Consider the following 21,491-nt stretch of genomic DNA (forward strand, 5'->3'; position numbering starts at 1 on the left):
GCTTGAGTCCATGACCACGAGTGCAGACGGCTGGCCGGCGACGGGTGCACGCTCGATCACCGCCCACATCCGTGCCGTCACCGAGGCGGTGGCCGCCCAGGCCAGTGCGCGCACCGATGGCGGGGAGCGCGTGCGCACCGAAACCCTGCCGCTGACGGCAGCCGCCGGCCGGGTGCTTGCCGAAGATGTCACCGCCAACCGCGACCTGCCCGGTTTCGACAACTCCCAGATGGACGGCTTCGCCCTCCGCGCAGCCGACACGCCGGCCACCCTGCCGCTGGCTCCGATGATTCCGGCAGGCCACTGGCCCGACCCGCTGCCGGAAGCTCAGGCCGCCCCGATCATGACCGGCGCCCCGATCCCCGCCGGGGCCGACGCGGTCATCCCGATCGAAGACACCGACGCGACGAGCTTCGACGCCGCCGTGACGGCCGGTCAGATCACCGTGCCCGAGGTGTCAGCCGGGACATTCGTGCGTCCCACCGGCTCTGATGCCCGCGCCGGGGCCCTGTTGCTGGCCGCCGGCACCCGCCTGACCGTCCCGGGCCTCGGCACCATCGCCGCACTCGGGCAGACCGAAGCGGCAGTCCACGCCAGGCCGCGGGCCGTCATCTACACCGGCGGTGACGAAGTGAGCGCCCCGGGCACCACCCCACTGCCGCCGGGTGCCCTGTACGACGCGAACCTCACGATGCTCGCCGCCTGGCTGGACCGCAACGGCGTCGCCGTCGCCGCCTCCCGGCTCATCTCCGACACTGTCGCCGACTTCGCTGCCGTCCTCGAAGCCGATGTCGCCGCCCACGCGCCTGATCTCATCATCACCTCCGGCGGGATCAGCGCCGGCCGCTACGAAGTCATCCGCCAGGCACTCGAAGGCTGCGCCGCCTTCGGATCGGTGACTATGCAGCCCGGCGGCCCGCAGGGACTCGGAACCCACACCTCGGGCGCGGTCATCATCTGCTTCCCCGGCAACCCCGTAAGCACCTGGGTCTCAGCCGAGATGTTCCTGCGGCCAGCGCTGGCCGCCGGCTACCGGTGCACCTCCGCCCACCGCTGGCAGCCGGCCGCACTGTCCGCCGACGTCACGCCGCTGGCCCGCCGGGAGCAGATCCGGCGGGGCACCTGGCACACCGACGAGACCGGTCACACCACCGCGGCCGCCTTCTCCGGCACCGGCTCCCACCTGCTCGCCGGGGCCGCACAGGCCACCGCACTCATCCGCATCCCGGCTGGTGACGAGGTCGTCCCAGCCGGGTCCACCGTCCAGATTCTGCCGCTTGAGGAGGCCCACGGTGAGTGAGCTCAGCCATGTCCGCGCCGACGGCACCGCCCATATGGTCGATGTGTCGGCCAAGCCGGTGACTGCCCGCAGCGCCGCCGCCGAGGCGGTGGTCACCACCACCGCGGAGGTCGTCGAGCAGATCTTTGCAGGCACCGCTCCGAAGGGCGATGTGCTCGCCGTGGCCCGGGTCGCCGGGATCATGGCCGCGAAGAAGACCCCTGAGCTCGTGCCGCTGTGCCACCCGCTGCCCATCAGCGGTGTCACCGTCGACTTCACCCGGCTGCCGGCCGGCGTGCACATCCGCACTCGTGTCAAGACCACCGCGGTCACCGGAGTCGAGATGGAGGCCCTGACCGCCGCCTCGGTCGCGGCCCTGACCGTCTACGACATGATCAAAGCCCTCGACAGGGCTGCCGAGATCACCACCGCCCGCGTCGTCGCGAAGACCGGAGGCAAGACCGGCGACTTTCACCGCGCAGCTGATGAGGAGGGAGGCCGCACATGAGCAGGGCTGATGAGTTCGCTTTCCAGCCTGGCCGTCGCGTCAAGCGCAGGCCGGACTTCGGGACCGGTGACTGGGCTGCCGTCATCGTCGTCTCGACCGCCGCCGCCGAAGGTCGAGCCGCTGATACGACCGGGCCGCTGCTGGCCGAGTGGCTCACCGGCCACGGCTACCGCGTGCCCGAGCCGATCGTCGTTGCCGACGGCGAGCCGGTGCGCACGGCACTGCATCGCCTGCTCGTCGACCTGCCGGCAGGCGAACGCCCGCGGTTCATCTTCACCACCGGCGGGACCGGCACCAACAGCGACGACACCACCCCCGAGGCGACGGCTGAGTTCATCGACCGGCCCGCCCCCGGCATCATGCACGCGCTGTGGGCCTATGGTCTGCAGAAGCTCGATGAGGCGATGATGAGCCGCGGGAGGGCCGGGCTGTGCGGGCAGACCTTCATCTGCAATCTGCCCGGCTCGCCCGGCGGAGTGCGCGACGGCATCACCGTCCTCGACTCCGTCCTCCACCACCTGCAGGCACAGCTTGCAGACGTCCGCGACCACGACGACTCCCACCGCCACCCTCCTCAGCCGGCCCCCGCCTCGGGACCGGCAACCGGAGTCGTCCACACATCCATCACCGAGGACCCTCTCACGGACGACGCCGCCGCGGCGGTCCTGAGCCCGCAGATGGGCGCGGTCGCGAGCTTCCGCGGGGTCATCCGCAACCACGACTCCGGCCGCGACGACGTCACCGGGCTTGACTACACCGCCCACCCGCAGGCCGGTGAGATCTTCGCCGCGACCTGCGCGGCTGTCGCTGAGGAGTTCGCGGCTGAGTCCGGTGGGGTGCGGATCTGGGCTGCCCACCGGATCGGCAGCCTGGCTGTCGGTGAGGACGCACTTGTAGTCGCGGTCGCCGCCGCTCACCGGCGTGAGGCGTTCGCCTGCTGCGCCGAACTTGTTGACCGGATCAAGGCCGAGGTGCCGATCTGGAAGCAGCAGCACTACGCGACCGGCGGCCACGATTGGGTGGGGATCGGCTCATGAGCCACCCCCGCTATGCGCGGCAGATCACCGTCCCTGGTGTCGGGGTCGCCGGCCAGCATGCGCTCGGCCGGGCGCGCGTGCTCGTCATCGGCGCCGGTGGGCTCGGCTCGCCGGCAGCCCTGTATCTCGCTGCCGCCGGTGTCGGTACGATCGGCATCGTCGATGACGATGAGGTCGAACTGTCGAACCTGCACCGGCAGATACTGCACACCACCGCCGACGTCGGCATCGAGAAGACCGTCTCGGCTGCCGCGACGGTCAACGCGCTCAACCCCAACGTCACCGTCGAGATGCACCCGATCCGCCTCGACGCCGGCAACGCGTACGAGATCATCAGCGGCTATGACATCGTCATCGACGGGGCGGACAACTTCGACACCCGCTACCTCGTCTCCGATGCCACGACGGTCGCCGACATCCCGCACGTGTGGGCCTCGGTGCTGACGACCGGCGGGCAGCTGAGCGTCTTCCACGGCTCCCGCGGTCCGGTCTACCGCGACCTGCTGCCGAGCCAGCCAGCACCCGGGGCGATCCCAAGCTGCGCGGAGGCCGGCGTGCTCGGGGTGGTCCCCGGCATCCTCGGCGTCGCCCAGGCCGGTGAAGCGCTCAAGCTCATCCTCGACTTCGGTCGGCCGCTCATCGGCGCCGTGCTCATCTACGACATGCGCACTGCCGGCTGGGAGCGGCTGCCGCTGCGCGCCAACCCGGCCGTCCGCCGCCCGGCCACCGCCGCCGAGGTGGGTTTCGACCTCGTGCCCGCCCTCAACTGCACCCAGCTGCAGGAGGAGGTCGACGCGCTCGAAGTGCAGGGACGCCCGCTCGTGCTCGTCGATGTGCGCGAACCCTATGAGACTGAAACCGGGATCATCCCCGGTGCCCGCCTCATCCCGGTCGGCGAGTTCACCGAGAAACCTCCCGCCGGCAGCGAGGCGGTTGCTGAACTCATCGACGAGGCGAAGTCCTCTGACGCCGAGGTGGTGCTGTACTGCAAGTCCGGCGCCCGCTCCCAGGCCGCCGCCCGCGTCCTCCTGCAGTCCGGCGCCCAGGTCAAGCACCTCACCGGCGGGATCGACGCCTGGTACAAGCACCTCGACGAGGGGCTGTGATGCGCCGGGTCGTCCGCTCTCGCGTCCATCGCTTCGACGCCTCCGGCGAGGTTCGCGCCCGCGCCGATGCACTCGCCGGTGAGGAGCCGCTGGAAGTCCGCCTCGACGGCGAGCAGTTCACCGTCACCATGCGCACCCCCGGGGACGACGTCGAGCTCGTCGCCGGTTTCCTGCTGAGCGAAGGCGTCATCACGTCGATGGCCGACATCGTCGAGATCGACTTCGCCTCCGGGCTCGACCCCGATGGCAGCCGCAACTACAACGTTGCCGCCGTCCGCCTGCAGCCTGGCGTGTGGGACCGCGAGACCTACGGTGCCCGCCAGGTCTACACCTCGAGTGCCTGCGGCATCTGCGGCACCGCCTCGATCGAAGCCGTCCGCAAGGAATCCGCCTATCCCGTCACCGCGCCGGAACCCGGGTTCATCAATCCATCCGCAGTGCTCGCCCTGCCCGAGCTCCTGCGGTCGCACCAGAGTCTGTTCGATGCCACCGGCGGGGTGCATGCCGCAGCCCTGTTCGCCGCTCCCGAGGTGGGGGAGGCTGACGGGGCACCGGAGCTGCTGGTCCTGCGGGAGGACGTCGGCCGGCACAATGCCGTCGACAAGGTCCTCGGCTGGGCCCTGGAGCAGAAGCTGCTGCCGGCTGACCGGGCTGTCCTGCAGGTCTCGGGCCGGGCCTCCTTCGAACTCGTGCAGAAGGCCGCGATGGCCGGCATCCCGATGCTCTCAGCAGTCTCGGCACCCTCCGCGCTCGCCGTCGACCTCGGTCGCGAACTCGGTGTCACGGTCATCGGCTTCAACCGCGGCACCACCTTCAACGCCTACTCCCACGAGCTGCGACTGAAGGAGGGGCAGCCGTGATGTCCGACGCGATCACCACAGCAGCTGCCGAGCACTCGCACGCCGGTGGTGAGTACATCCACGCTGCCTGCCTCGTCAATGACGACGGTTTCGAGGTCGAGCTGCAAGCACATCACCGTTGACTGCAGCATCCATGAACGCCGATGTGGTACTCAATGACGATGGATCGGCCGTTTCATAGTCGTTGACTGCAACATCCATGAGCGTCGATGTGGTACTCAATGACGATTGGCTTCACACCTGGATGTCGAGCCCGATGTCGAGCACGGCCGCTGAGTGGGTCAGCCAACCGGCGGAGATGAGATCGACGCCGGTTTCAGCGATCGCGGGAGCTGTCTCGACGGTGATGCGCCCCGAGGCCTCTGCTGTCAGGCGGCCGTCGATGAGCTCCACGGCTTCACGCAGCTGAGCCGGCTCCATATTGTCCAGCAGCACCGCGTCGACGCGATCAGAGAACTCCAGCAGCTCGCGCAGCTGATCGAGCGTGTCGACTTCGACTTCGATGGCGGCGAGATGTCCGACCTGGGCGAGCACCTGCTCGACTGCGGCCGTCACGCCGCCGGCCAGCGCGATGTGGTTGTCCTTGATGAGGACCGCATCGTCGAGCCCGGTGCGGTGGTTCACCCCGCCGCCGCAGCGCACCGCATACTTCTCAATCGCCCGCAGCCCCGGCGTCGTCTTCCGAGTGCAGGTGACAGCGCACTTCCCATCGACCGCATCGACGAGCGTGGCGGTCGCAGTCGCGATGCCGGAGAGATGCCCGAGGAAGTTCAGGGCCACCCGTTCACCGCTCAGCAGCGCGCGGGCATCGGCGGTGATCGTGGCGATCTCCTCACCAGCACCCACCCGGCAGCCGTCGCCTTTCGAGACCACCACCTCGGCGGCGGGGTCGAGCAGCTCGAAGGCGAGGGCGGCCAGGTCGAGACCGGCGACCGTCCCGGGCTGGCGCGCGGCAAGGACAGCGCTCGCCCGCATCCCGGCAGGCACCGTCGCCGTCGTCGTCAGGTCGCCTGCGCGGCCGAAGTCCTCTAACAGCGCATTGCGGACGAGATCTTCGATCATCACCTTCGGCAGCGCAGCCAGCTCACCGGTCATGAGATCGCAAGCATCCGGTCAACGGCGGCGCGGGCGCGGTCGGCGACGTCGGGGTCGATCGTCACCTCGTGCTGCATGCCCTCGAGTGCGGCCCGGATGTTGGCCAGCGAGTTGCGCTTCATGTGCGGGCACAGATTGCACGGCCGGATCATCTCGACGTCGCGGATCTCAGCGGCGATGTTGTCACTCATCGAGCATTCGGTGATGAGCGCGACCCGCTTCGGCCGCTGCTGCGCGATGTGGGCGAGCATCTGCGCGGTCGAACCGGCCATATCGCTGGCGGCCACGACGTCGGGCGGGCACTCCGGGTGGGCCATGACGAGTACGCCCTCGTGATCGCGGCGCACCTGCTCGATATCGGCGGCGGTGAACCGGTCGTGGACCTCGCAGCGGCCCGGCCACGTGATGACCTCGACGCCGCAGTCGCGAGCGATGTTCGCCGCCAGGTGCTCATCCGGGATCATGATGACTCGGTCGGTGCCGAGGGACTCAATGACGGCTTTCGCATTGCCCGAGGTGCAGCAGATGTCCGATTCTGCCTTCACCGCCGCCGAGGTGTTGACGTAGGTGACGACGGGAACGCCGGGATTGTCCGCCTTGAGCTGGCGGACGTCGGCTGCCGTGATCGATTCGGCCAGCGAGCAGCCGGCGCGCAGATCGGGGACGAGGACGGTCTTCTCCGGATTCAGCAGCTTGGCGGTCTCGGCCATGAAGTGCACACCGGCGAGCACGATGACATCGGCATCGACTCTCACGGCCTCGCGTGCAAGCGCCAGGGAGTCCCCGACGATGTCGGCAACCCCGTGGAAGATCTCCGGGGTCTGGTAGTTGTGGGCGAGGATGACGGCGTTGCGCTCCTCCTTGAGTCGCCAGATGGCGGCGATGTCGTCTTCCATCGTCGCCCACTCGATGCGGGGGATGACGGAGTCGACGCGCTGGTACAGGTCATCGGTGTCGATCGTCACGGTCGGCATGCGGCTCCTTCGCTCGGATTGCCGGAACTTATTATGCTCAGTATGAGCATAAAGGTGCCTGGGGGCAAACCGGCTGGTCAGCATGGGCGGGCTGGAGGCTACTTCGCGCGGGGGATCGGCAGCTTCGTGCCGGCTGCGGCGCGCTCATCGAAGACGCTGCGGCGGAACCGGACGAGCTTGGCGGGCCTGCCACCGGTGCTGGAGGCGACCTGACCGGAGTCCTCGACGAGCTGCTGCTGGGCCACGAGCCGGCGGAAATTCTGCGTGTGCAGCTCCTGACCGGCGATCGCCTCGACGGCAGTCTGCAGTCCGGTGAGGGTGAAAGTCTCCGGGAGGAGTTCGAAGATGACCGGCTGATACTGGATCTTCGAACGCAGCCGGGCGATTCCGCTGGCGAGGATCCGCCGATGATGCGGGGTCATCGCCCGGCCCGGCACCCTATCCTCGGCGCCAGCCTCGGGCACGAGACCGGCTTCGTAGAGCAGCTCATAGCGGGCCAGCGCCATATCCGGATGCCACGGTCGACCGGCCAGTCCGAAGGCCGCCTCACAGCGCACCCGACGACCGTCCTGGCAGTCGTCAGCTGCCTCTTCAACCCAACGACGGAGAGCCGGCGCGATGATCTCGTCGACGACCTCGGAGCCGTCCCGGCGGTCCTCCCAGGGGAAGAACTCGTACCAGCTGCGCCACGCCTCGGCGCCGGGTTCCATCGTCGTGAGCCCGAGGTAGGAGACTTCGAGGGCGGGACCGGAGCCGCGGTTGCGGTCGGCGAAGGTGTAGAGCTGCTCGATGTAGCCGAGCTCGCAGCCAGTCTGGCGCAGCACCCACGCGCGCATGCCCTCCTGCATCGAGCGGTGGCTGCGCTGCAGCGGACCGGCCGGCAGAGTGGAGCCGCCGCCGGTGGTGAGGGCGAAGGGAATGCCGTCGCGCACGGCGGTGATGACGGCGACGAGGTTGCCGCTGACGAGGTAGGACTGGCCAGCGCTCATCGTCTCGACTCCCTCTCTGCGTGCGGCAGGCGTTCTCCAGTGATTCTACGGAAGGTTATCCGCAACTCGATCATGGATGCTGTCACCGTCATCAGCATCGGCGCCATGACTGGAGTCCTCATCGGTGCCGCGGGCTTCCTCGGCAGGATGAGGCATTTCGAGCACACCGTCACGGCGACGCGCCTCGGCGTCGGAAGCAGGCGAGGTCAACCGCCTGAACGCTGATTGATCAGAACAGCGCGGCGGCCTTGATGACCGTCTGCACGAGTCCGTAGAGCAGGCTGGCGCACACGACACCGGCGAGAACCACGGCGGTGGTGGCGTGGAAGCCGCCGTTCTGCGCGTCCTCATCGCGCATATGCGCCCGCGCCTCTTCGGCTGCCACCGCGTCCGGATCCGGTCGGCCCTGCGCGGCGGCGACGACCTCCTCTGACTCGTGGTGCTTGGCATTAACCGGGCGGACGAGCGCGTTGGCAATGAAGCCGATGGCCAGCACGCCGACCATGATGTACAGCGAGAGGCTGTAGAGATCCTGGCCGGATTTGCCGGCCGCAGCCTGCGACTCGACGACGAGGTTGACGATGAGCGGGCCGGCCACACCGGCCGCCGCCCAGGCGGTCAGCAGCCGGCCGTGGATCGCGCCGACCTGGTACACGCCGAACAGGTCGCGCAGGTAGGCCGGGATGGTGGCGAAGCCGCCGCCGTAGAACGACAGGATGATGAGGGTTGCGATGAGGAACAGGAACAGCGAGCCGCCGCCGACGACGGCCACCGCGAGGTACAGCAGCAGCCCGAGGCCGAGGTAGACGATGTAGATGTTCTTGCGCCCGATGTAGTCCGACAGGCTCGACCACACGAACCGGCCAGCCATGTTCGTCAGCGACAGCATGCCGACGAACCCGGCAGCTGCGGCCGCGGTGATCTGCGGGAAGTAGTCCTGGATCATCGGCGCGGCGTTCTCCAGGATGCCGATGCCGGCGGTGACGTTGGTGAACAATACGATCCACAGCAGCCAGAACTGCGGAGTCCTGATCGCGGAGTTCGCCGAGACGTTCTTCGTCGTCTGCATCGGCTTCTCCTTCACCTTGGAGGGGTCCCAGCCGGCAGGCTTCCAGTCCGGATGCGGGACGCGGATGCAGTAGGCGCCGCCGGTGATGACGAGTGCGTAGACGATCGCCAGGGTGATGAACGTCGGGATGATGCCGTTGACGAGCTGCTCGGGCTCAGGCCCGCCGCCGAAGTGGGCCATGAGTGCGTTCGAGGCCGGACTGGCGATGAGCGCACCGCCGCCGAAGCCCATGATCGCCAGGCCAGTCGCCAGGCCCGGACGGTCGGGGAACCATTTGATGAGCGTCGATACCGGAGAGATGTAGCCGATGCCCAGGCCGATGCCGCCGATGAATCCGTAGCCGAGGTAGACGAGCCACAGCTGTCCGGTCGAGATCCCGAAGGTCGCGACGATGAAGCCGGTGACCCAGCACAGTCCGGCCAGCGCCATCGACTTGCGCGGCCCGGCCTTCTCCACCCAGGTGCCGCCGAAGGCGGCGGAGAGCCCGAGCATGAGGATCGCCAGCGAGAAGATCCAGCCGACGGCCACCTCGCGCACGGCGAAGTGGTCCATGAGCGGAGCTTTGAAGACGGAGAAGGCGTACACCTGGCCGATGCACAGGTGGATGGCCAGGGCCGCGGCGGGAATGAGCCACCGATTGAACTTGGGGGAAGCGACGATGGCTTCGCGGTCGAGAACACCCACTGAGGAGGCCTTTCAAAAGTGGTGGGACACGCAATCGCCGCTCGACTGCCACTGCGGTGTGGGAATGTCGTCGGCGCATGCGCTGGAGCAGTGGTTCCGACGTTATCCAGCTTCTCTGACGCCGGTCAACAGCGTTCGGTTTCAATCCGGTGACGGTTCTCACCTGCGCCGCCGGCCCGACTGACTGTGCGCAGTGGCTCAGTTCTCGATGGCGCGCAGCCGCACTCCCGCCGGGTAGGCGTCCAAGGTGTCGGGCAGCCCGGCGCGCCGGCCGGACATGTAGGTTGCCAGCACCCGCCCGGTCTCGGTGGCTCCCGGCGCCGAGGCGTCGGTCACCGGGGCGAGTCCGAGGCGATTGAGGGTCTGGCGGGAGACGGCGTGCGGGGAGTCGAACAGGGCGCTGGTGCCCGGCCGTTGCTGCAGGATCCGGTCGGCGACGAGCCCGAAGTGCGTGCAGCCGAGCACGATCCCCGAGGCGGTCGGGGGAGTGGCGGTGACCGCGGCGGCGATCGCCTCGTCGATGCGGGCCTCATCGGCGGCGTCGATCGCGTCGGCTAAGCCGTAGCAGGGCACCTGGTGGACGGCGACGCCGGAGGCGAACTCGGCGATGAGCCCCTCCTGATAGGCCGAGCGGGTGGTCGCTCGTGTCGCCCAGACGGCGAAGGCCTCTCCGGTGGCCGCGGCGGACTTGATCGCCGGCACAGTGCCGATGATCGGGGTGCCGGGCTCGTAGACTTCGCGCAACCGCTCCAGGGCGTGGACGGAGGCGGTGTTGCAGGCGACGACGATCGCATCGGGCTGCCAGGGGCTGAGCGCATTGGCCGACTGCAGTGCGCGCTCAGCCACCACCTCGGGGTCGAGTGCCCCGTAGGGCATCCAGTCCGGGTCCATTGCGAGCACGAAGTCGGCGGCCGGGTACTGGTGGTGGAGTGCGTCGGCGTAGCTGACGAGCCCGAGCCCGGAGTCGATGATCCCGATGACCGGGCGGGTGCGCGTTCCGGGACTGGGCGTCATGTCAGGCCTTTCCGTGGTAGGTCGTGCCGATGCCGGCGGGGAAGTCGTTGGCGACCGCGGCATTGTCGCCGGCGAGGCTGTCGGTGCTCGTCAGGCCGGGTGCCGGCACCCGGACGGCCGCAAGCTCGCCGGTCGGCTCTGAGGTCAGGAGTGTGCGGCGCGCAGGTGCCGGTACCGCGCGGCGGTAGGTGAAGTCGCGGATGAGGGAGAAGTGGTCTTCGCCCAGCCCCTGGGAGAACTCGGGGGCGATCATGAGCAGCCGTGAACCGTACTTCTGCTCGAAGTGCGCGCGGGTCTCAGGGGCGGTGAGGTCGTCGTCGATCCAGATCGCGCGGCCCTCCTCGTTCGCGGCGAACCACTCCTCGACGGCGCGGGCTTTCCACCATTCGTGCGGGTCGTTGGCGAACCGGTTGTAGGTGTCATCGGGCATCGGAATGACCTCGAAGCTGGAGCGGAATCCGAGCTTCGGCTCGATTTCGGTGCGGCAGCGCTGCGACCACGTCGACAGCCACACGATGTCGACGAGCCGGCGGCGGGTGAGCCGGTCGAGGAAGCGCACGACCCGCGGCCGGAAATGCAGTTCGTAATGCCAGGCGCGGACCTTCCGGCGGCGTTCGCGCAGGAACCGCAGTCCGGTGACGGGGTAGGAATTCAGCACTCCGTCGACGTCGAGGAACAGGGTGACATGACGGGCGGCACGGCGCGCTGAAGCGCCGGTGTCTCGCAGGTCTGCGATCGTCACGCCATTTCCCTCCTCATCTATAGCCTAGTCCGGGCGCGGCTGCGAGCGAAGCCCCTGGGGCAGAGGCCGACTGTGCCATCATTCGGGTATGACGATTCACGACGCTGGCCTGCACACACTCACCATCGCCGAGGCGGTGGCCGCCTTCCGCACCCAAGACCTCACCCCCACGACGTACCTGGAGGCGTGCATCCGGCGCATCGAGGCCCTAGACGACACCTTCAACGCCGTCATGGACATCATGGCCGAACCCGCCCGCGAGGCCGCAGCCGCCGCAACCGAGGCCTATCGCGCTGGCGGGCGCGGCCTGCCGCCGCTGCTGGGGATCCCGCTGCTCGTCAAGGAGCAGCACGATGTCGCCGGCTGCTCGGCGACCCGCGGGTCGCAGGCGCTCGCCGGTCGGGTCGCTGCCGCCGACCATCCGATCGTCGCCCGGCTGCGGGCGGCTGGGGCGATTCCGTTCGCCCGCACGACCACGCCCGAGATGTCATGTGCGACCTTCACGCAGACCCGCGAGTGGGGCATCACCCGCAACCCCTTCAATCCCGAGCGCACCCCCGGCGGATCCTCCGGCGGCTCCGGTGCAGCGGTCGCGCTCGGCTACGCCCCGCTGGCCACCGCCAGCGACATCGCCGGCTCGACCCGCATTCCAGCGGCATTCTGCGGCCTGCCCGGCTTCAAGACCCCTTTCGGCCGCACCCCGGCCGCCCCACCGCTCAACCAGGACTGGTACCGCGGTGATCACATCCTCGCCCGCACCGTCGCCGACACCGCCCTGGCCACCGGCATCATCTGCGGGCTCGACCCCACCGACCACGGCACCGTTCCGACGCCGCAGCCCTATCCGGGCCCGGACGGCCTCCTCTCAGGCGACCTCACCGGTTTGCGGATCGGCATCAGCCCGGATCTCGGCTGCTACGACGTCGACCCGAATGTCGCCGCCGGCCTGCAGCGTGCCGCCGATGCGCTGACTGCCGCGGGTGCGCAGGTCGCCGATATCGACCTCAGTCTCAGCCTCGCAGACATCACCGACGCCTCGATGGCTCACTACGGGCACTTCCTGGCGGGCAACATCCGCCGCATGACCGGCAGCCGCACCGAGCTGCTCGAACCCTATACGCAGCACTTCCTCGAACTCACCCAGCGCTGGGCCAGCCGGTTCTCCGTCGTCGACTCCCTCGTGATTGAGAACCGCATCCAGACCCAGATCGCTGCTGCGCTCTCCGACGTCGACGCGTTCCTGACCCCCACCTCGGGGGTGGCGAGTCTGGCTGTCGACGACTTCTACCTCGACGGCCTCGACGGATGCGAGTTCTACTGGCAGCGGCATATGACGGTGCCGTTCAACATCGCCAACCGGCTGCCGGTCATGGCGATGCCGACCGGGCTCGCCGCCGATGGCGTGCCGGCGAGCGCGCAGGTCGTCGGCCGTGCCTATGACGATGCCACCGTCTTCCGGATCGCCGCCGCACTCGAAACCCGGCTGCCGGCCCTCACTCCGGAGGTGTCACCGCGGTGACACCGGTGACGACCATGTCGTCGCAGCCGCGCTCACGAGTGCGATCCGGCCACCGCCTCGGGCCCGGTTCACCAGGCGGGACTGTCGGTGCCGCGACGGGCCCGGATCTTCTCCAGCAGTCGGTCTTCAGCATCGGGGCCTGCGTGGATGCCGCCGGGCACGCGGAGCATGAGGATGAGGCCAGCGAGCATCCACATGCCGAACATGAGGTAGGACTGCCAGTCGAGGGTGACCGAGAGCGGGGTGAGCTTCGGGATGTACATGACGAACAGCACCGCGGTGAGCACGACGGCGACGACGCCGATGGCCATGCCGCCGTTTCCGGCGCCGCCGATGCGCATCGGACGTTCCATGTCCGGTTCGCGGCGACGCAGGATGAGGAAGGTGATCGAGACCATGCAGTAGGTCAGCACGATCATCGGCGAGCCGGCGTCGACGGCCCAGCCGAGCATCGCGGTGCCGAGGAACGGGGCGGCAGCGGAGAGCACGCCGATGAACAGCAGCGCGTTGACCGGGGTGCCGTACTTCGGGTGGAGGACGGCGAACCACTGCGGGATCATGCCCGAACGGGCCATCGCCCACATGAGGCGGGAGGAGCCGATGAGGAAGGCGATCCACGAGGTGATGATGCCGGCCAGACCGCCGGCGATGACGATCTTGCCCATGAGGTCCGAGCCGAACATCGCCGCGACCGCATCGGCGGTGGCGAGATCGAGGCCGACGAGCTGATCGGCCGGCAGGGCGAGTGAGGTCGTGAAGATGACGACGAGGTAGAAGATGACGGCCATGACGACGGAGAAGACGACGAGGCGGGCGATCTTGCGCGGCGGGATGCGGATCTCCTCAGCCGACTGCGGGATGACGTCGAAGCCGACGAACAGGAACGGCACGACGGCCAGCACGAGCATGAACCCGCCGACGCCGCCGTGGAAGAGCGGTTGGGTATTGGCGGTGTCGCCGCCGACGAACGCGCCGGCGATGAGCACGAGGGCCACGAGCAGCAGGAAGGACACGACGAAGGTCTGCACCAGCGAGGTCATCTTGATGCCGCGGATGTTGAGCCAGGTGAGCAGCACCGCGGTGATCGAGCCGATGAGCGCCCAGGTCAGGTGGACGTCGAAGCCGGCGACCGTCCACAGGTGGATGTGCTCGATGTTGGGCACCAGGTAGGTCATGGTGCGCGGCACGGCGACGGCCTCGAACATGACGACGCCGATGTATCCGCCGGTGATGCCCCAGGAGCCGAGCATCGCCAGGCGCGGGCCCATGCCGCGCATGAGGTAGTTGTGCTCTCCGCCGGCGTGCGGCATCGCGGCGACGAGTTCGGAGTACACGACGCCGACGAAGCCCATGATGACACCGCCGGCGGCGAAGGCGAACAGTGCACCGAGCGTTCCGGCGTCATCGAGCCAGCCGCCGGTCAGCACGATCCAGCCGAAGCCGATCATCGCGCCGAAGCCGATGAAGAGGACGTCGACCGTGCCGAGCGCCTTGACGAATCCGTGGCCCCGATCCTCGGGTGCAGATTGTTCGTGGGTCATGAATCCAACTTCCTTGTCGCTCTCATCGGCCGAGGCTTCACGTGGCCGAGAAAAATCACCGTGCTGCTGAGCGCAGCGGCCAGTCTGTGATTAGGATTACGCTGTGCTGAGAGAAACGATAACCCATCACCTACTCCGGTCTGGACGGTAGTGTCCCCTCCGGCACGGATCATCGTCGGCTTCGCCGTGGTCATCACTATCGGCACGGCCTTGCTGATGTTGCCTGCAGCCACCACGGCCCCGGGCGGCATCGGCGTCATCGACGCGCTGTTCACCACCACCTCGGCATTCTCCGTCACCGGGCTCGTCGTCCTCGACACCGGCGGGGACTTCACTCTCTTCGGCCAGGTCGTCATCCTCGCGCTCATCCAGATCGGCGGGCTCGGCGTCATGGTCTTCACGATGCTGCTGGCGATGCTCGTCGCCCGCCGCACTGGTCTGCAGCTGCGTCAAACGGTCGCTGCCGAGACGAAGACTGAGGACTTCGGCGGGCTGCGGCCGATGGTGCTGCGGATTCTCGCGTTCTCGGCCGTGACCGAGGCGGTGGTTGCCTGCCTGCTCAGCATCCGGTTCGCCACCCGGTATGCCGACACTCCCGGTGAGGGGATCTACCACGGCATCTTCCATGCGATCTCGGCGTTCAACAACGCCGGGTTCGCGCTGCGGGCCGACTCGATCATGCCCTATGTCGGGGACCCCTTCATCAGCCTGCCGATCTGCCTGGCCGTCATCATCGGCGGGATGGGCTTCCCGGTGCTCACCGAACTCGCCTACCGCTACCGGTTCCCGATGCGCTGGTCGATGACGACCCGCATCGTCGTGTGCCTCACCCCGATCATGCTCGTCGCAGGCACCCTCTTCCTGCTCGCCCAGGAATGGTCGAACGAGGCGACGATGGGTCACCTCAACGGCTGGCAGAAGCTGCTGGCGGCGTTCTTCCAGTCGACGATCGCGCGGACCGCCGGGTTCAACTCGATCGACATCGCCGAGATGCACCCGGTGTCGTGGTTCGGCCTGGACATCCTCATGTTCATCGGTGGCGGCCCGGCCGGCACTGCTGGCGGTGTCAAGCTCACCACCGTCGCGGTGCTTGCGGCGATGACGTGGGCGGAGATCTCCGGCCGGCGCACCGTCGTCCTCTTCGGCCGGCGGGTCTCGCGGTTCGTCCATCGTCAGGCGACGACGGTCATCGTGCTGGCGCTGACCCTCATCGTCTCGGCGACGATGGCGATCATGCTCATCGACCCGCACCTCGGGTTCGATCAGGTGCTCTTCGAAGTCGTTTCCGCGTTTGCGACTGTCGGACTCTCGACCGGGATCACTGGCGACCTGCCGCCGGCTGCGCAGTGCATCATCATCTTGGTCATGGCCACCGGCCGCATCGGCCCGGTCATGCTCGCCTCGGCGCTGGCGCTGCGACAGCACCGCGAGCACCACGAACTGCCCAAGGAACGCCCGCTCATCGGCTGAGCCTCCCCGCCTGCCGACCACCTCCTGAAAGGATCCGCCCATGAATGACACCCACGTCCCGTGGCGTTCGAAGGCCCGCACGTTCTTCACCGGCGACCCGACGCCGATGGCCGAGCACGGTGCTGTCGTCGTCATCGGGCTCGGCCGCTTCGGCGCCTCGCTGGCCCGTGAGCTCACCTCGCTCGGCGTCGATGTCGTCGGCATCGACCGGTCCGAAGCCGTCGTCGAAGCGCTGCGCGATGAGCTGCCGTTCATCACCTGTGCTGATGCCACCCAGGACGCCGCGCTGGCCGAACTCGGCGTCGCTGAGGCCAGCAGGGTCGTCGTCGCCATCGGCACGGACCTGGCAGCGAGCATCCTGACGACTTCGCGGATCATGCGCAGCGGTCATCGGCGGATCTGGGCTAAGGCCATCACCGAAGCGCATGCGGAGATCCTCGCGCAGCTGGGCGTCAAGCAGATCGTCAACCCAGAAGACGATATGGGCCGACGGCTGGCGCACCTCATCCGCGGGCACATGTCCGATTTCCTGCGGATCGACAGTGACTATGCGATCGTGCGCACCCAGCCGCCGGTGCGGGTGCTCGGCCAGCCGCTGAGCGCGCTCGGGCTGCGCGGGACGCATGGGGTCACCGTCATCGCCGTCAAGCATCCCGGTGCCGGGTGGGCGAACACGGACGGTGGGACGGTGCTGGAGGCTGATGATGAGATCATCATCGCCGGTGCCCCCGATGCCGTCGAGCGCTTCAGCGCCCTGGACAAACACGTCTGAGCCTGCGGTGCAGCTGAGCCCGCCGCGACCTCGGCGGCGGGCTCAGCGCAGGTGGACTCGGCGAACGAGTGCTCAGGACAGCGCGACCTCGACGGGGGTGGAGAAGAAGCCGCCTTCGAAGATCAGCCGATCGGGCGTCACATCGGCGGGGACGTCGAAGACGATCGTGCCCGAGGCGGTGTTGCCCGGGTTGATCTCCTCTAGCAGCAGCGAATCCTCCCCGGCGTAGATCCCGGCCTCGGAATCCGAGGAGTAGGTGTTGCCGGCGTCGTCTGCGAGCTTGATGCTGTCCTCGAAGAAGTACTCCGGTGAGCTGGAGGTGTTCTTCACCGACATCTTCACGGTGACGAACTGTCCCTGCGCCTGCGCGTTGAGGAACTCGTCACCGACTGTCGAGATGCCGTCCTCGACGCTGCTGACGGTGATCTCCCAGCCGTCGGTTTCAACGGTGTCGCCGATGCCGTGCGTCGCTGCCGCCGGCTCCTCGTCGGCAGCGTCGGCCTCACCGGCTCCGGATTCCTCGGCCGAGGTGTCGGCTTCCTCCGCAGCGCCCTGCTCGTCGGCTGTCCCGCCGGTGTCACCGGAGGTGTCATCGCCGCCGGCGATCGAGCTGATGATCGCGATGAGGACGATGCCGATGATGAGCCAGAACCACCAGCGCTTGAACAGCGGCTTCTTCTGCTTCACCGGCGGCTGCGCGCCCCACTGCTGCTGGGTGCCCACGGGCGCGGTCTGCCCACCGACCTGCCCGTACGGGCCCTGCTGACCATACGGTCCGGTCTGCGCGTGCTGAGGGTGCTGTGGGCCCGGCTGGCCCGGCTGGGAATCCGGCTGCGGCTGTGCGGGGTCGTAGGGGTTGGACATGACGCTCCTTGATCGAGTCGAGCCCGGTGCCGCCGAGTGGCCGCGCTGCGGGCGCTGGTGGCAGCTGGAGTTCAGCTGCCGGGGTGATGATTCTGACCTCTCCAGCCTCATCGAGCGCCGGGTGCTGCGCGTCCGCCGATCGGCTCGATTGCGCGAGCTCACCGGTGGACACAGCATGAGCCGGTTGGCCGACTGGCAGGTCTGTGCCAGCAGATACGATGCAGTTGTGTCAGGTCATCCACCCCAGCCGCCAAGCCGCTGGCCAGCAGCCCCGCGGTATGCGCCTCCAGCTCACGGTCCGGAGGCGCCTGCTGGCGTGCCAGGATCGCCTGCGCAGGGCAGCGGTGGGCACGCGGGCAGCGCACCGCACGCAGCCACCGCCTCGGGCCCGGCTGCCGCGCCAGCACCTCCGGCCCGGACGGCGGACCGGCAGCTGCCGGGCAGCCGGTTTCCGCGTTGGCTGCGCATCGCCACGAGCATCCTCGTCGGCATCGTCACCTACCTCATCGGCCTCATCATCTCGATGATGGCGCTCATCGCTGCGCCCTGGGCCTTCGATGGCGGGCAGCTCGGCGACCTCGGCGTGATGACCGTGCTCGTCCTCGTGCCGCTGTGGGCAACCGTCTTCGTCCGGCATCGGTGGCCGTGGGCGCCGTTCATCGTCGGTGCGATGCTCGCCGCCGGCTGGGGCGATTGCCTGCTCATGCTCGTCGGCATGTTCCACCTGCTCATCCGCAGCCCCCGTCGGCAGGCTCTCATCGCCGCCATCGCAGGCGGTCTGCTCACGACGATCTCCACGCTCCGGCTGTGCCTGACCCGCACTGAGCTCAACCCGTATTCCATCCTGTTCATCGACCCCGGCATCCAGCCCACCGGGCTCGCCACCGCCGCGCCGCCCCCGGAGTCCGCCACTGCCGTCAACGGGCTGACGATCGCCGTTGCGGTGGTGGCGTTCGGGCTCAGCCTGGGATTCGGTCTGCTGCTGCGCCGCACCCGCCGGATGCAGGCCGTCGAGGCCTTCGCCTCCCATGAAGTCGAGCTCAATGCGGCACTGACAGCCGAACTCGCCCGGCAGTCCGAACGCGAACTGCTCGCTCGCGAACTCCACGACACGCTCTCCCACCGGCTGTCGATCATCTCGCTGCACAGCGGCGCATTGGAAGTCGGCTCAGACTCCGCAGCCGATGTCACCTCCACCGCCTCAGCGCTGCGCCGGGAGGCGCACGCCTCACTTGAGGAGCTGCGCCACCTCGTCGGCGGGGTGCGGGCTGGGACGCTTGCCGGCGTGCAGGCCCGGCGCCACGCCTCGACCCCGCCCAACCTCGCCTCGATGCGGTCCCTGCCTCAGCTCATCGCCTCCGTGCAGGCGACCGGCACCGTCATCCGGCAGACGATCATCATCGAAGACCTCGACAGCGCCCCGACTCCCGTCGACCGCGCCGCCTATCGGATCGTGCAGGAGGCGCTGACGAACGCGATGAAGCACGCGCCCGGTGCGCCGGTCGAGCTGAGTGTGACCGCCTCGGCGGCTGCCGGGGTGCGGATCCGGGTGTCGAATCCGGTTCCCGCGGCCGAGGCGGCAGGCACCTCGGATCTCTCGCACACCGGTTCCGGTGCGGGGCTGGAGACGATCCGCGAGCGTGCGGCCGCGTTCGGCGGGCACGCCCAGCTCGGGGTGCACGGCGGCGAGTTCGTCGTCGATGTCGTCTTCCCGCCGTTCAACCGGCCGGCACCTCCGCTCGCCCCGGCCGACCCTTCGGGCCCCTGACCTGTCTCCATCCAGTGCTCGCACCTCCCGTGGTGCTCCGGAGTGGGCTGGGTCCTCCGGTAATGTTGCAGTCATGACCGACACCGATGCCCAGATTCGCGTCGTCGTGGTCGACGATGATCCGATGGTCGTCACCGGCATCAAAGGCATCCTGGCCGCCGCTGCCGGCATTGATGTCGTCGGCTCGGCGCTCAGTGGCGAGGAGTCTCTCGAACAGGTCGCTCTGCACTTTCCCGATGTGGTGCTCATGGACATCCGGATGCCGGGCATCGGCGGCATCGAGGCGATCGAGCGCGTTGTCAACGGAGCCCGCCCGCCCAGTGTTGTGGCACTGACGAGTTTCGACAGCGACGACTATCTCTTTCGCGCGCTCGAGGCAGGAGCCGCTGGCTATCTGCTCAAGGACATCGGCCCGGCCGACCTCGCCGAGGCGATCCGCACCGTCCATCGGGGCGAGCCGATCCTCTCACCGCATTCGCTGCGCCAGGTGCTCAGCACCGTCGTGGCGAACCGCGATCAGCAGCTGCAGCGCGCCGCCGTCGAGCTGCTGGCCGAACTGACTGACCGGGAGCTGGAGATCGCCGCGCGGGTGGCCGAAGGGCTGTCGAATCAGGAGATCGCTGAGGCCACCTTCATGAGCCCGGCGACGGTCAAAACCCACCTCAACCGGATCAACGCCAAGCTCGACACGAGCAACCGCGTCCACATCGCCGTCATGGTTGAGCGGGCGCGGATGTCCGGGGCTGCCCCGCCGCGGCTGCGCACTGCGCCTCGCCGGCAGCCCTGAGGCTCGCAGCATCCAGGTCGCAGCCGGCCACCGCGTCTCCGGCAGCGTCAGCCTCACTCTCAGCGCGGCCCTCAGCCTCGCCAGCCGTCACGGTCAGCGCGATGAAGTCTCCGCCGGCCCGCTTCACCCGCTCGGCCATGAATGCGCTGATCGTAGGGAACTGCGCGACCGCCTCGGCATCGGCGTGTGCGCCCACCCGGGCGCCGCCGGCGGCCCGGATGGGCTCGGGCTGCTGGATGAGCACGAATCGGCGCGAGCCGCCGTCACGTCTGTTGAGCTCGATGACGGCCTGCGCGGTCGTGCCGGAGCCAGCGAAGAAGTCGAGCACGATCGCCTCGGGGTCGAACATCGTCTGGGAGGCGATGAGAGCGGTGAGCAGCTCGACGGGTTTGGGGTAAGCGAAGATCCCGCCGAGACCGAGGTCGATGAGGTCCTGCCGGCCGGTCTCGCCGAGCGCGCGGATGATCGAGTACATCTTCGAACTCGCCAGATGCGCCGGGGTCAGCCGCGCCACCGCGTGCTTGCCTTCGCCCCATGGCCGCAGCTGGTAGCGCCCGGCAGCGATCCCGGCATCGACCTCGTCCTTCTTCGCCTGTCCGCGCACCGCGACGATGTCCTCATACATCAGCCGCCGCTCGGTTCCGCGCGTGTACTTGCCGAAGCTGACTCTGAGCACATCGTCTTCGATGAGCATGAGCTGTCCATCGATGCGCTCGTACTTGGCTGGCGGTCGCTTCTCGGTGGTGAAGCCGCTGGCCTGCGCGGCGTCCTTGGCCCAGACGTGGATGTAGTCGTGGCCGCGGACGAAGAACTTCGCGTTCCCACCGCCCTTGGCACGCTGGTGGACGAACGTGCCGAGGAAGTTCTCCTCGCCGAAAATTTCATGGCACAGCAACTGCACAGCTGCCGATTCCCGGTCGTCGATCGAAACGAAGATGACCCCGTCGACGCGCATGAGGGCACGGGCATGGACGAGCCTGGGATACATCATCGCCAGCCACGCATCCCTGCTGGTGACAGCGGCATCCGCGCGTACACGATCGGCGTAGCTCAGGCTGCTGCCGGTGTTGTACGGCGGGTCGATGTAGACGACCTTGACCCGCCCGGCAAGCGCGGGCTGCAGCAGCTTGAGGGCCGGCAGATTGTCGCCTTCGACGAGCAGGTTCGCATCCGCACCCACCCCGGTCTCCACCTCGGGTTCCGTGGCCGTCTCCGAGGAGTCGGGAACCTGCCAGCCGGTGAGCCGGGCGCCGGCCGGGGAGTGCACCTCGGCTGCGGCCTGCACACGCAGCGGCCACAGCAGCTGCGGGCGGCCGATCGCTGTCAGCTCCTCGTCAGTCATCTGGTTCATGATACGGCGACGTGCACTGCTCGGACTCACGGCGGGGTGCATCTGACTGGCGGGGTGTGGTG

20 protein-coding genes are annotated in these 21,491 nt (G+C 68.4%); 11 read left to right on the plus strand and 9 right to left on the minus strand.

Going from position 1 to position 21,491, the window contains the following annotated elements; translation table 11 throughout:
• Nucleotides 1-10: 10 nt before the first annotated feature.
• From glp to M3B11_RS10550, 6 genes are read left to right on the plus strand one after another with little or no spacing between them, the layout of a single operon-like run.
• Nucleotides 11-1,300, plus strand: coding sequence for a gephyrin-like molybdotransferase Glp (glp, locus tag M3B11_RS10525; RefSeq protein WP_259877406.1), 1,290 nt, complete (start codon nt 11-13; stop codon nt 1,298-1,300).
• Nucleotides 1,293-1,787 carry a cyclic pyranopterin monophosphate synthase MoaC gene (moaC, locus tag M3B11_RS10530; RefSeq protein WP_259877407.1) on the plus strand — a complete coding sequence of 165 codons (495 nt, stop codon included), beginning with the start codon at nt 1,293-1,295 and terminating at the stop codon, nt 1,785-1,787. Before glp ends, moaC begins: the two co-directional genes overlap by 8 nt.
• Complete coding sequence (locus tag M3B11_RS10535; RefSeq protein ID WP_259877408.1) at nt 1,784-2,824, plus strand: molybdenum cofactor biosynthesis protein MoaE; 1,041 nt, start codon at nt 1,784-1,786, stop codon at nt 2,822-2,824. Before moaC ends, M3B11_RS10535 begins: the two co-directional genes overlap by 4 nt.
• A complete protein-coding gene (locus tag M3B11_RS10540) occupies nt 2,821-3,930 on the plus strand; it encodes a ThiF family adenylyltransferase (RefSeq protein ID WP_259877409.1) in 1,110 nt (369 codons plus the stop codon). Before M3B11_RS10535 ends, M3B11_RS10540 begins: the two co-directional genes overlap by 4 nt.
• The gene (gene fdhD, locus M3B11_RS10545) at nt 3,930-4,790 is read left to right on the plus strand and encodes a formate dehydrogenase accessory sulfurtransferase FdhD (RefSeq protein WP_259877410.1); all 861 of its coding nucleotides are present in this window, start codon (nt 3,930-3,932) and stop codon (nt 4,788-4,790) included. Before M3B11_RS10540 ends, fdhD begins: the two co-directional genes overlap by 1 nt.
• On the plus strand, nt 4,790-4,912 hold the full coding sequence (locus tag M3B11_RS10550; RefSeq protein ID WP_259877411.1) for a hypothetical protein: 123 nt from the start codon (nt 4,790-4,792) through the stop codon (nt 4,910-4,912). The genes fdhD and M3B11_RS10550 overlap by 1 nt, the downstream gene beginning before the upstream one ends.
• Before the next feature lie 112 nt (nt 4,913-5,024).
• Here the strand turns inward: M3B11_RS10550 and nadC are convergent, their stop codons facing one another.
• The 6 genes from nadC to M3B11_RS10580 all read right to left on the minus strand — a co-directional run bounded on the left by nadC (nt 5,025) and on the right by M3B11_RS10580 (nt 11,357).
• A complete protein-coding gene (gene nadC / locus M3B11_RS10555; protein ID WP_259877412.1) occupies nt 5,025-5,885 on the minus strand; it encodes a carboxylating nicotinate-nucleotide diphosphorylase in 861 nt (286 codons plus the stop codon).
• Nucleotides 5,882-6,859 (minus strand): quinolinate synthase NadA, encoded by a 978-nt coding sequence (gene nadA / locus M3B11_RS10560; protein ID WP_259877413.1) that lies wholly within the window; start codon nt 6,857-6,859, stop codon nt 5,882-5,884. Before nadA ends, nadC begins: the two co-directional genes overlap by 4 nt.
• Nucleotides 6,860-6,957: 98 nt before the next feature.
• A complete protein-coding gene (locus M3B11_RS10565; protein WP_259877414.1) occupies nt 6,958-7,848 on the minus strand; it encodes an NrtR DNA-binding winged helix domain-containing protein in 891 nt (296 codons plus the stop codon).
• Between the two features lie 229 nt (nt 7,849-8,077).
• A complete protein-coding gene (locus M3B11_RS10570) occupies nt 8,078-9,601 on the minus strand; it encodes an OFA family MFS transporter (RefSeq protein ID WP_259877415.1) in 1,524 nt (507 codons plus the stop codon).
• 198 nt (nt 9,602-9,799) lie between these two features.
• A complete protein-coding gene (locus M3B11_RS10575; RefSeq protein ID WP_259877416.1) occupies nt 9,800-10,615 on the minus strand; it encodes a glutamate racemase in 816 nt (271 codons plus the stop codon).
• 1 nt (nt 10,616) lies between these two features.
• Nucleotides 10,617-11,357, minus strand: a complete 741-nt coding sequence (locus M3B11_RS10580) for an HAD domain-containing protein (protein WP_259877417.1) — start codon at nt 11,355-11,357, stop codon at nt 10,617-10,619.
• Between the two features lie 88 nt (nt 11,358-11,445).
• Between M3B11_RS10580 and M3B11_RS10585 the strand changes: the two genes are divergently transcribed.
• Entirely contained in the window at nt 11,446-12,876 is a 1,431-nt protein-coding gene (locus M3B11_RS10585; RefSeq protein WP_259877418.1) for an amidase, read from the plus strand.
• 68 nt (nt 12,877-12,944) lie between these two features.
• On the opposite strand, the gene M3B11_RS10590 is transcribed toward M3B11_RS10585, so the two are convergent.
• Nucleotides 12,945-14,417 (minus strand): APC family permease, encoded by a 1,473-nt coding sequence (locus tag M3B11_RS10590; protein WP_259877419.1) that lies wholly within the window; start codon nt 14,415-14,417, stop codon nt 12,945-12,947.
• Nucleotides 14,418-14,567: 150 nt separating this feature from the next.
• Here M3B11_RS10590 and M3B11_RS10595 point away from each other — a divergent pair, with 150 nt between their 5' ends.
• The gene (locus M3B11_RS10595) at nt 14,568-15,887 is read left to right on the plus strand and encodes a TrkH family potassium uptake protein (RefSeq protein ID WP_259877420.1); all 1,320 of its coding nucleotides are present in this window, start codon (nt 14,568-14,570) and stop codon (nt 15,885-15,887) included.
• A gap of 40 nt (nt 15,888-15,927) precedes the next feature.
• The gene (locus M3B11_RS10600; RefSeq protein ID WP_259877421.1) at nt 15,928-16,659 is read left to right on the plus strand and encodes a TrkA family potassium uptake protein; all 732 of its coding nucleotides are present in this window, start codon (nt 15,928-15,930) and stop codon (nt 16,657-16,659) included.
• Nucleotides 16,660-16,731: 72 nt separating this feature from the next.
• Here the strand turns inward: M3B11_RS10600 and M3B11_RS10605 are convergent, their stop codons facing one another.
• A complete protein-coding gene (locus M3B11_RS10605) occupies nt 16,732-17,523 on the minus strand; it encodes a DUF4352 domain-containing protein (protein ID WP_259877422.1) in 792 nt (263 codons plus the stop codon).
• 316 nt (nt 17,524-17,839) lie between these two features.
• Between M3B11_RS10605 and M3B11_RS10610 the strand changes: the two genes are divergently transcribed.
• Both M3B11_RS10610 and M3B11_RS10615 read left to right on the plus strand, forming a co-directional pair.
• Complete coding sequence (locus tag M3B11_RS10610) at nt 17,840-19,291, plus strand: sensor histidine kinase (protein WP_259877423.1); 1,452 nt, start codon at nt 17,840-17,842, stop codon at nt 19,289-19,291.
• A 73-nt stretch (nt 19,292-19,364) separates the two neighbouring features.
• Nucleotides 19,365-20,078 (plus strand): response regulator transcription factor, encoded by a 714-nt coding sequence (locus M3B11_RS10615; RefSeq protein WP_259877424.1) that lies wholly within the window; start codon nt 19,365-19,367, stop codon nt 20,076-20,078.
• Here the strand turns inward: M3B11_RS10615 and M3B11_RS10620 are convergent.
• Nucleotides 20,005-21,420, minus strand: a complete 1,416-nt coding sequence (locus tag M3B11_RS10620) for a site-specific DNA-methyltransferase (RefSeq protein WP_259877425.1) — start codon at nt 21,418-21,420, stop codon at nt 20,005-20,007. The genes M3B11_RS10615 and M3B11_RS10620 overlap by 74 nt on opposite strands.
• Nucleotides 21,421-21,491: the final 71 nt, after the last annotated feature.

The sequence above is a fragment of the Brevibacterium sp. p3-SID960 genome, from assembly GCF_025144725.1.
Taxonomy (GTDB): domain Bacteria; phylum Actinomycetota; class Actinomycetes; order Actinomycetales; family Brevibacteriaceae; genus Brevibacterium.

Excerpts from the sequence above, each read along its gene's own strand:
- glp (WP_259877406.1), top strand. The coding sequence starts at position 11 with ATGACCACGAGTGCAGACGGCTGGCCGGCGACGGGTGCACGCTCGATC.
- M3B11_RS10535 (WP_259877408.1), top strand. The coding sequence starts at position 1,784 with ATGAGCAGGGCTGATGAGTTCGCTTTCCAGCCTGGCCGTCGCGTCAAG.
- M3B11_RS10540 (WP_259877409.1), top strand. The coding sequence starts at position 2,821 with ATGAGCCACCCCCGCTATGCGCGGCAGATCACCGTCCCTGGTGTCGGG.
- fdhD (WP_259877410.1), top strand. The coding sequence starts at position 3,930 with ATGCGCCGGGTCGTCCGCTCTCGCGTCCATCGCTTCGACGCCTCCGGC.
- M3B11_RS10550 (WP_259877411.1), top strand. The coding sequence starts at position 4,790 with ATGTCCGACGCGATCACCACAGCAGCTGCCGAGCACTCGCACGCCGGT.
- nadC (WP_259877412.1), bottom strand. The coding sequence starts at position 5,885 with ATGACCGGTGAGCTGGCTGCGCTGCCGAAGGTGATGATCGAAGATCTC.
- nadA (WP_259877413.1), bottom strand. The coding sequence starts at position 6,859 with ATGCCGACCGTGACGATCGACACCGATGACCTGTACCAGCGCGTCGAC.
- M3B11_RS10565 (WP_259877414.1), bottom strand. The coding sequence starts at position 7,848 with ATGAGCGCTGGCCAGTCCTACCTCGTCAGCGGCAACCTCGTCGCCGTC.
- M3B11_RS10575 (WP_259877416.1), bottom strand. The coding sequence starts at position 10,615 with ATGACGCCCAGTCCCGGAACGCGCACCCGCCCGGTCATCGGGATCATC.
- M3B11_RS10585 (WP_259877418.1), top strand. The coding sequence starts at position 11,446 with ATGACGATTCACGACGCTGGCCTGCACACACTCACCATCGCCGAGGCG.
- M3B11_RS10590 (WP_259877419.1), bottom strand. The coding sequence starts at position 14,417 with ATGACCCACGAACAATCTGCACCCGAGGATCGGGGCCACGGATTCGTC.
- M3B11_RS10600 (WP_259877421.1), top strand. The coding sequence starts at position 15,928 with ATGAATGACACCCACGTCCCGTGGCGTTCGAAGGCCCGCACGTTCTTC.
- M3B11_RS10605 (WP_259877422.1), bottom strand. The coding sequence starts at position 17,523 with ATGTCCAACCCCTACGACCCCGCACAGCCGCAGCCGGATTCCCAGCCG.
- M3B11_RS10615 (WP_259877424.1), top strand. The coding sequence starts at position 19,365 with ATGACCGACACCGATGCCCAGATTCGCGTCGTCGTGGTCGACGATGAT.
- M3B11_RS10620 (WP_259877425.1), bottom strand. The coding sequence starts at position 21,420 with ATGACTGACGAGGAGCTGACAGCGATCGGCCGCCCGCAGCTGCTGTGG.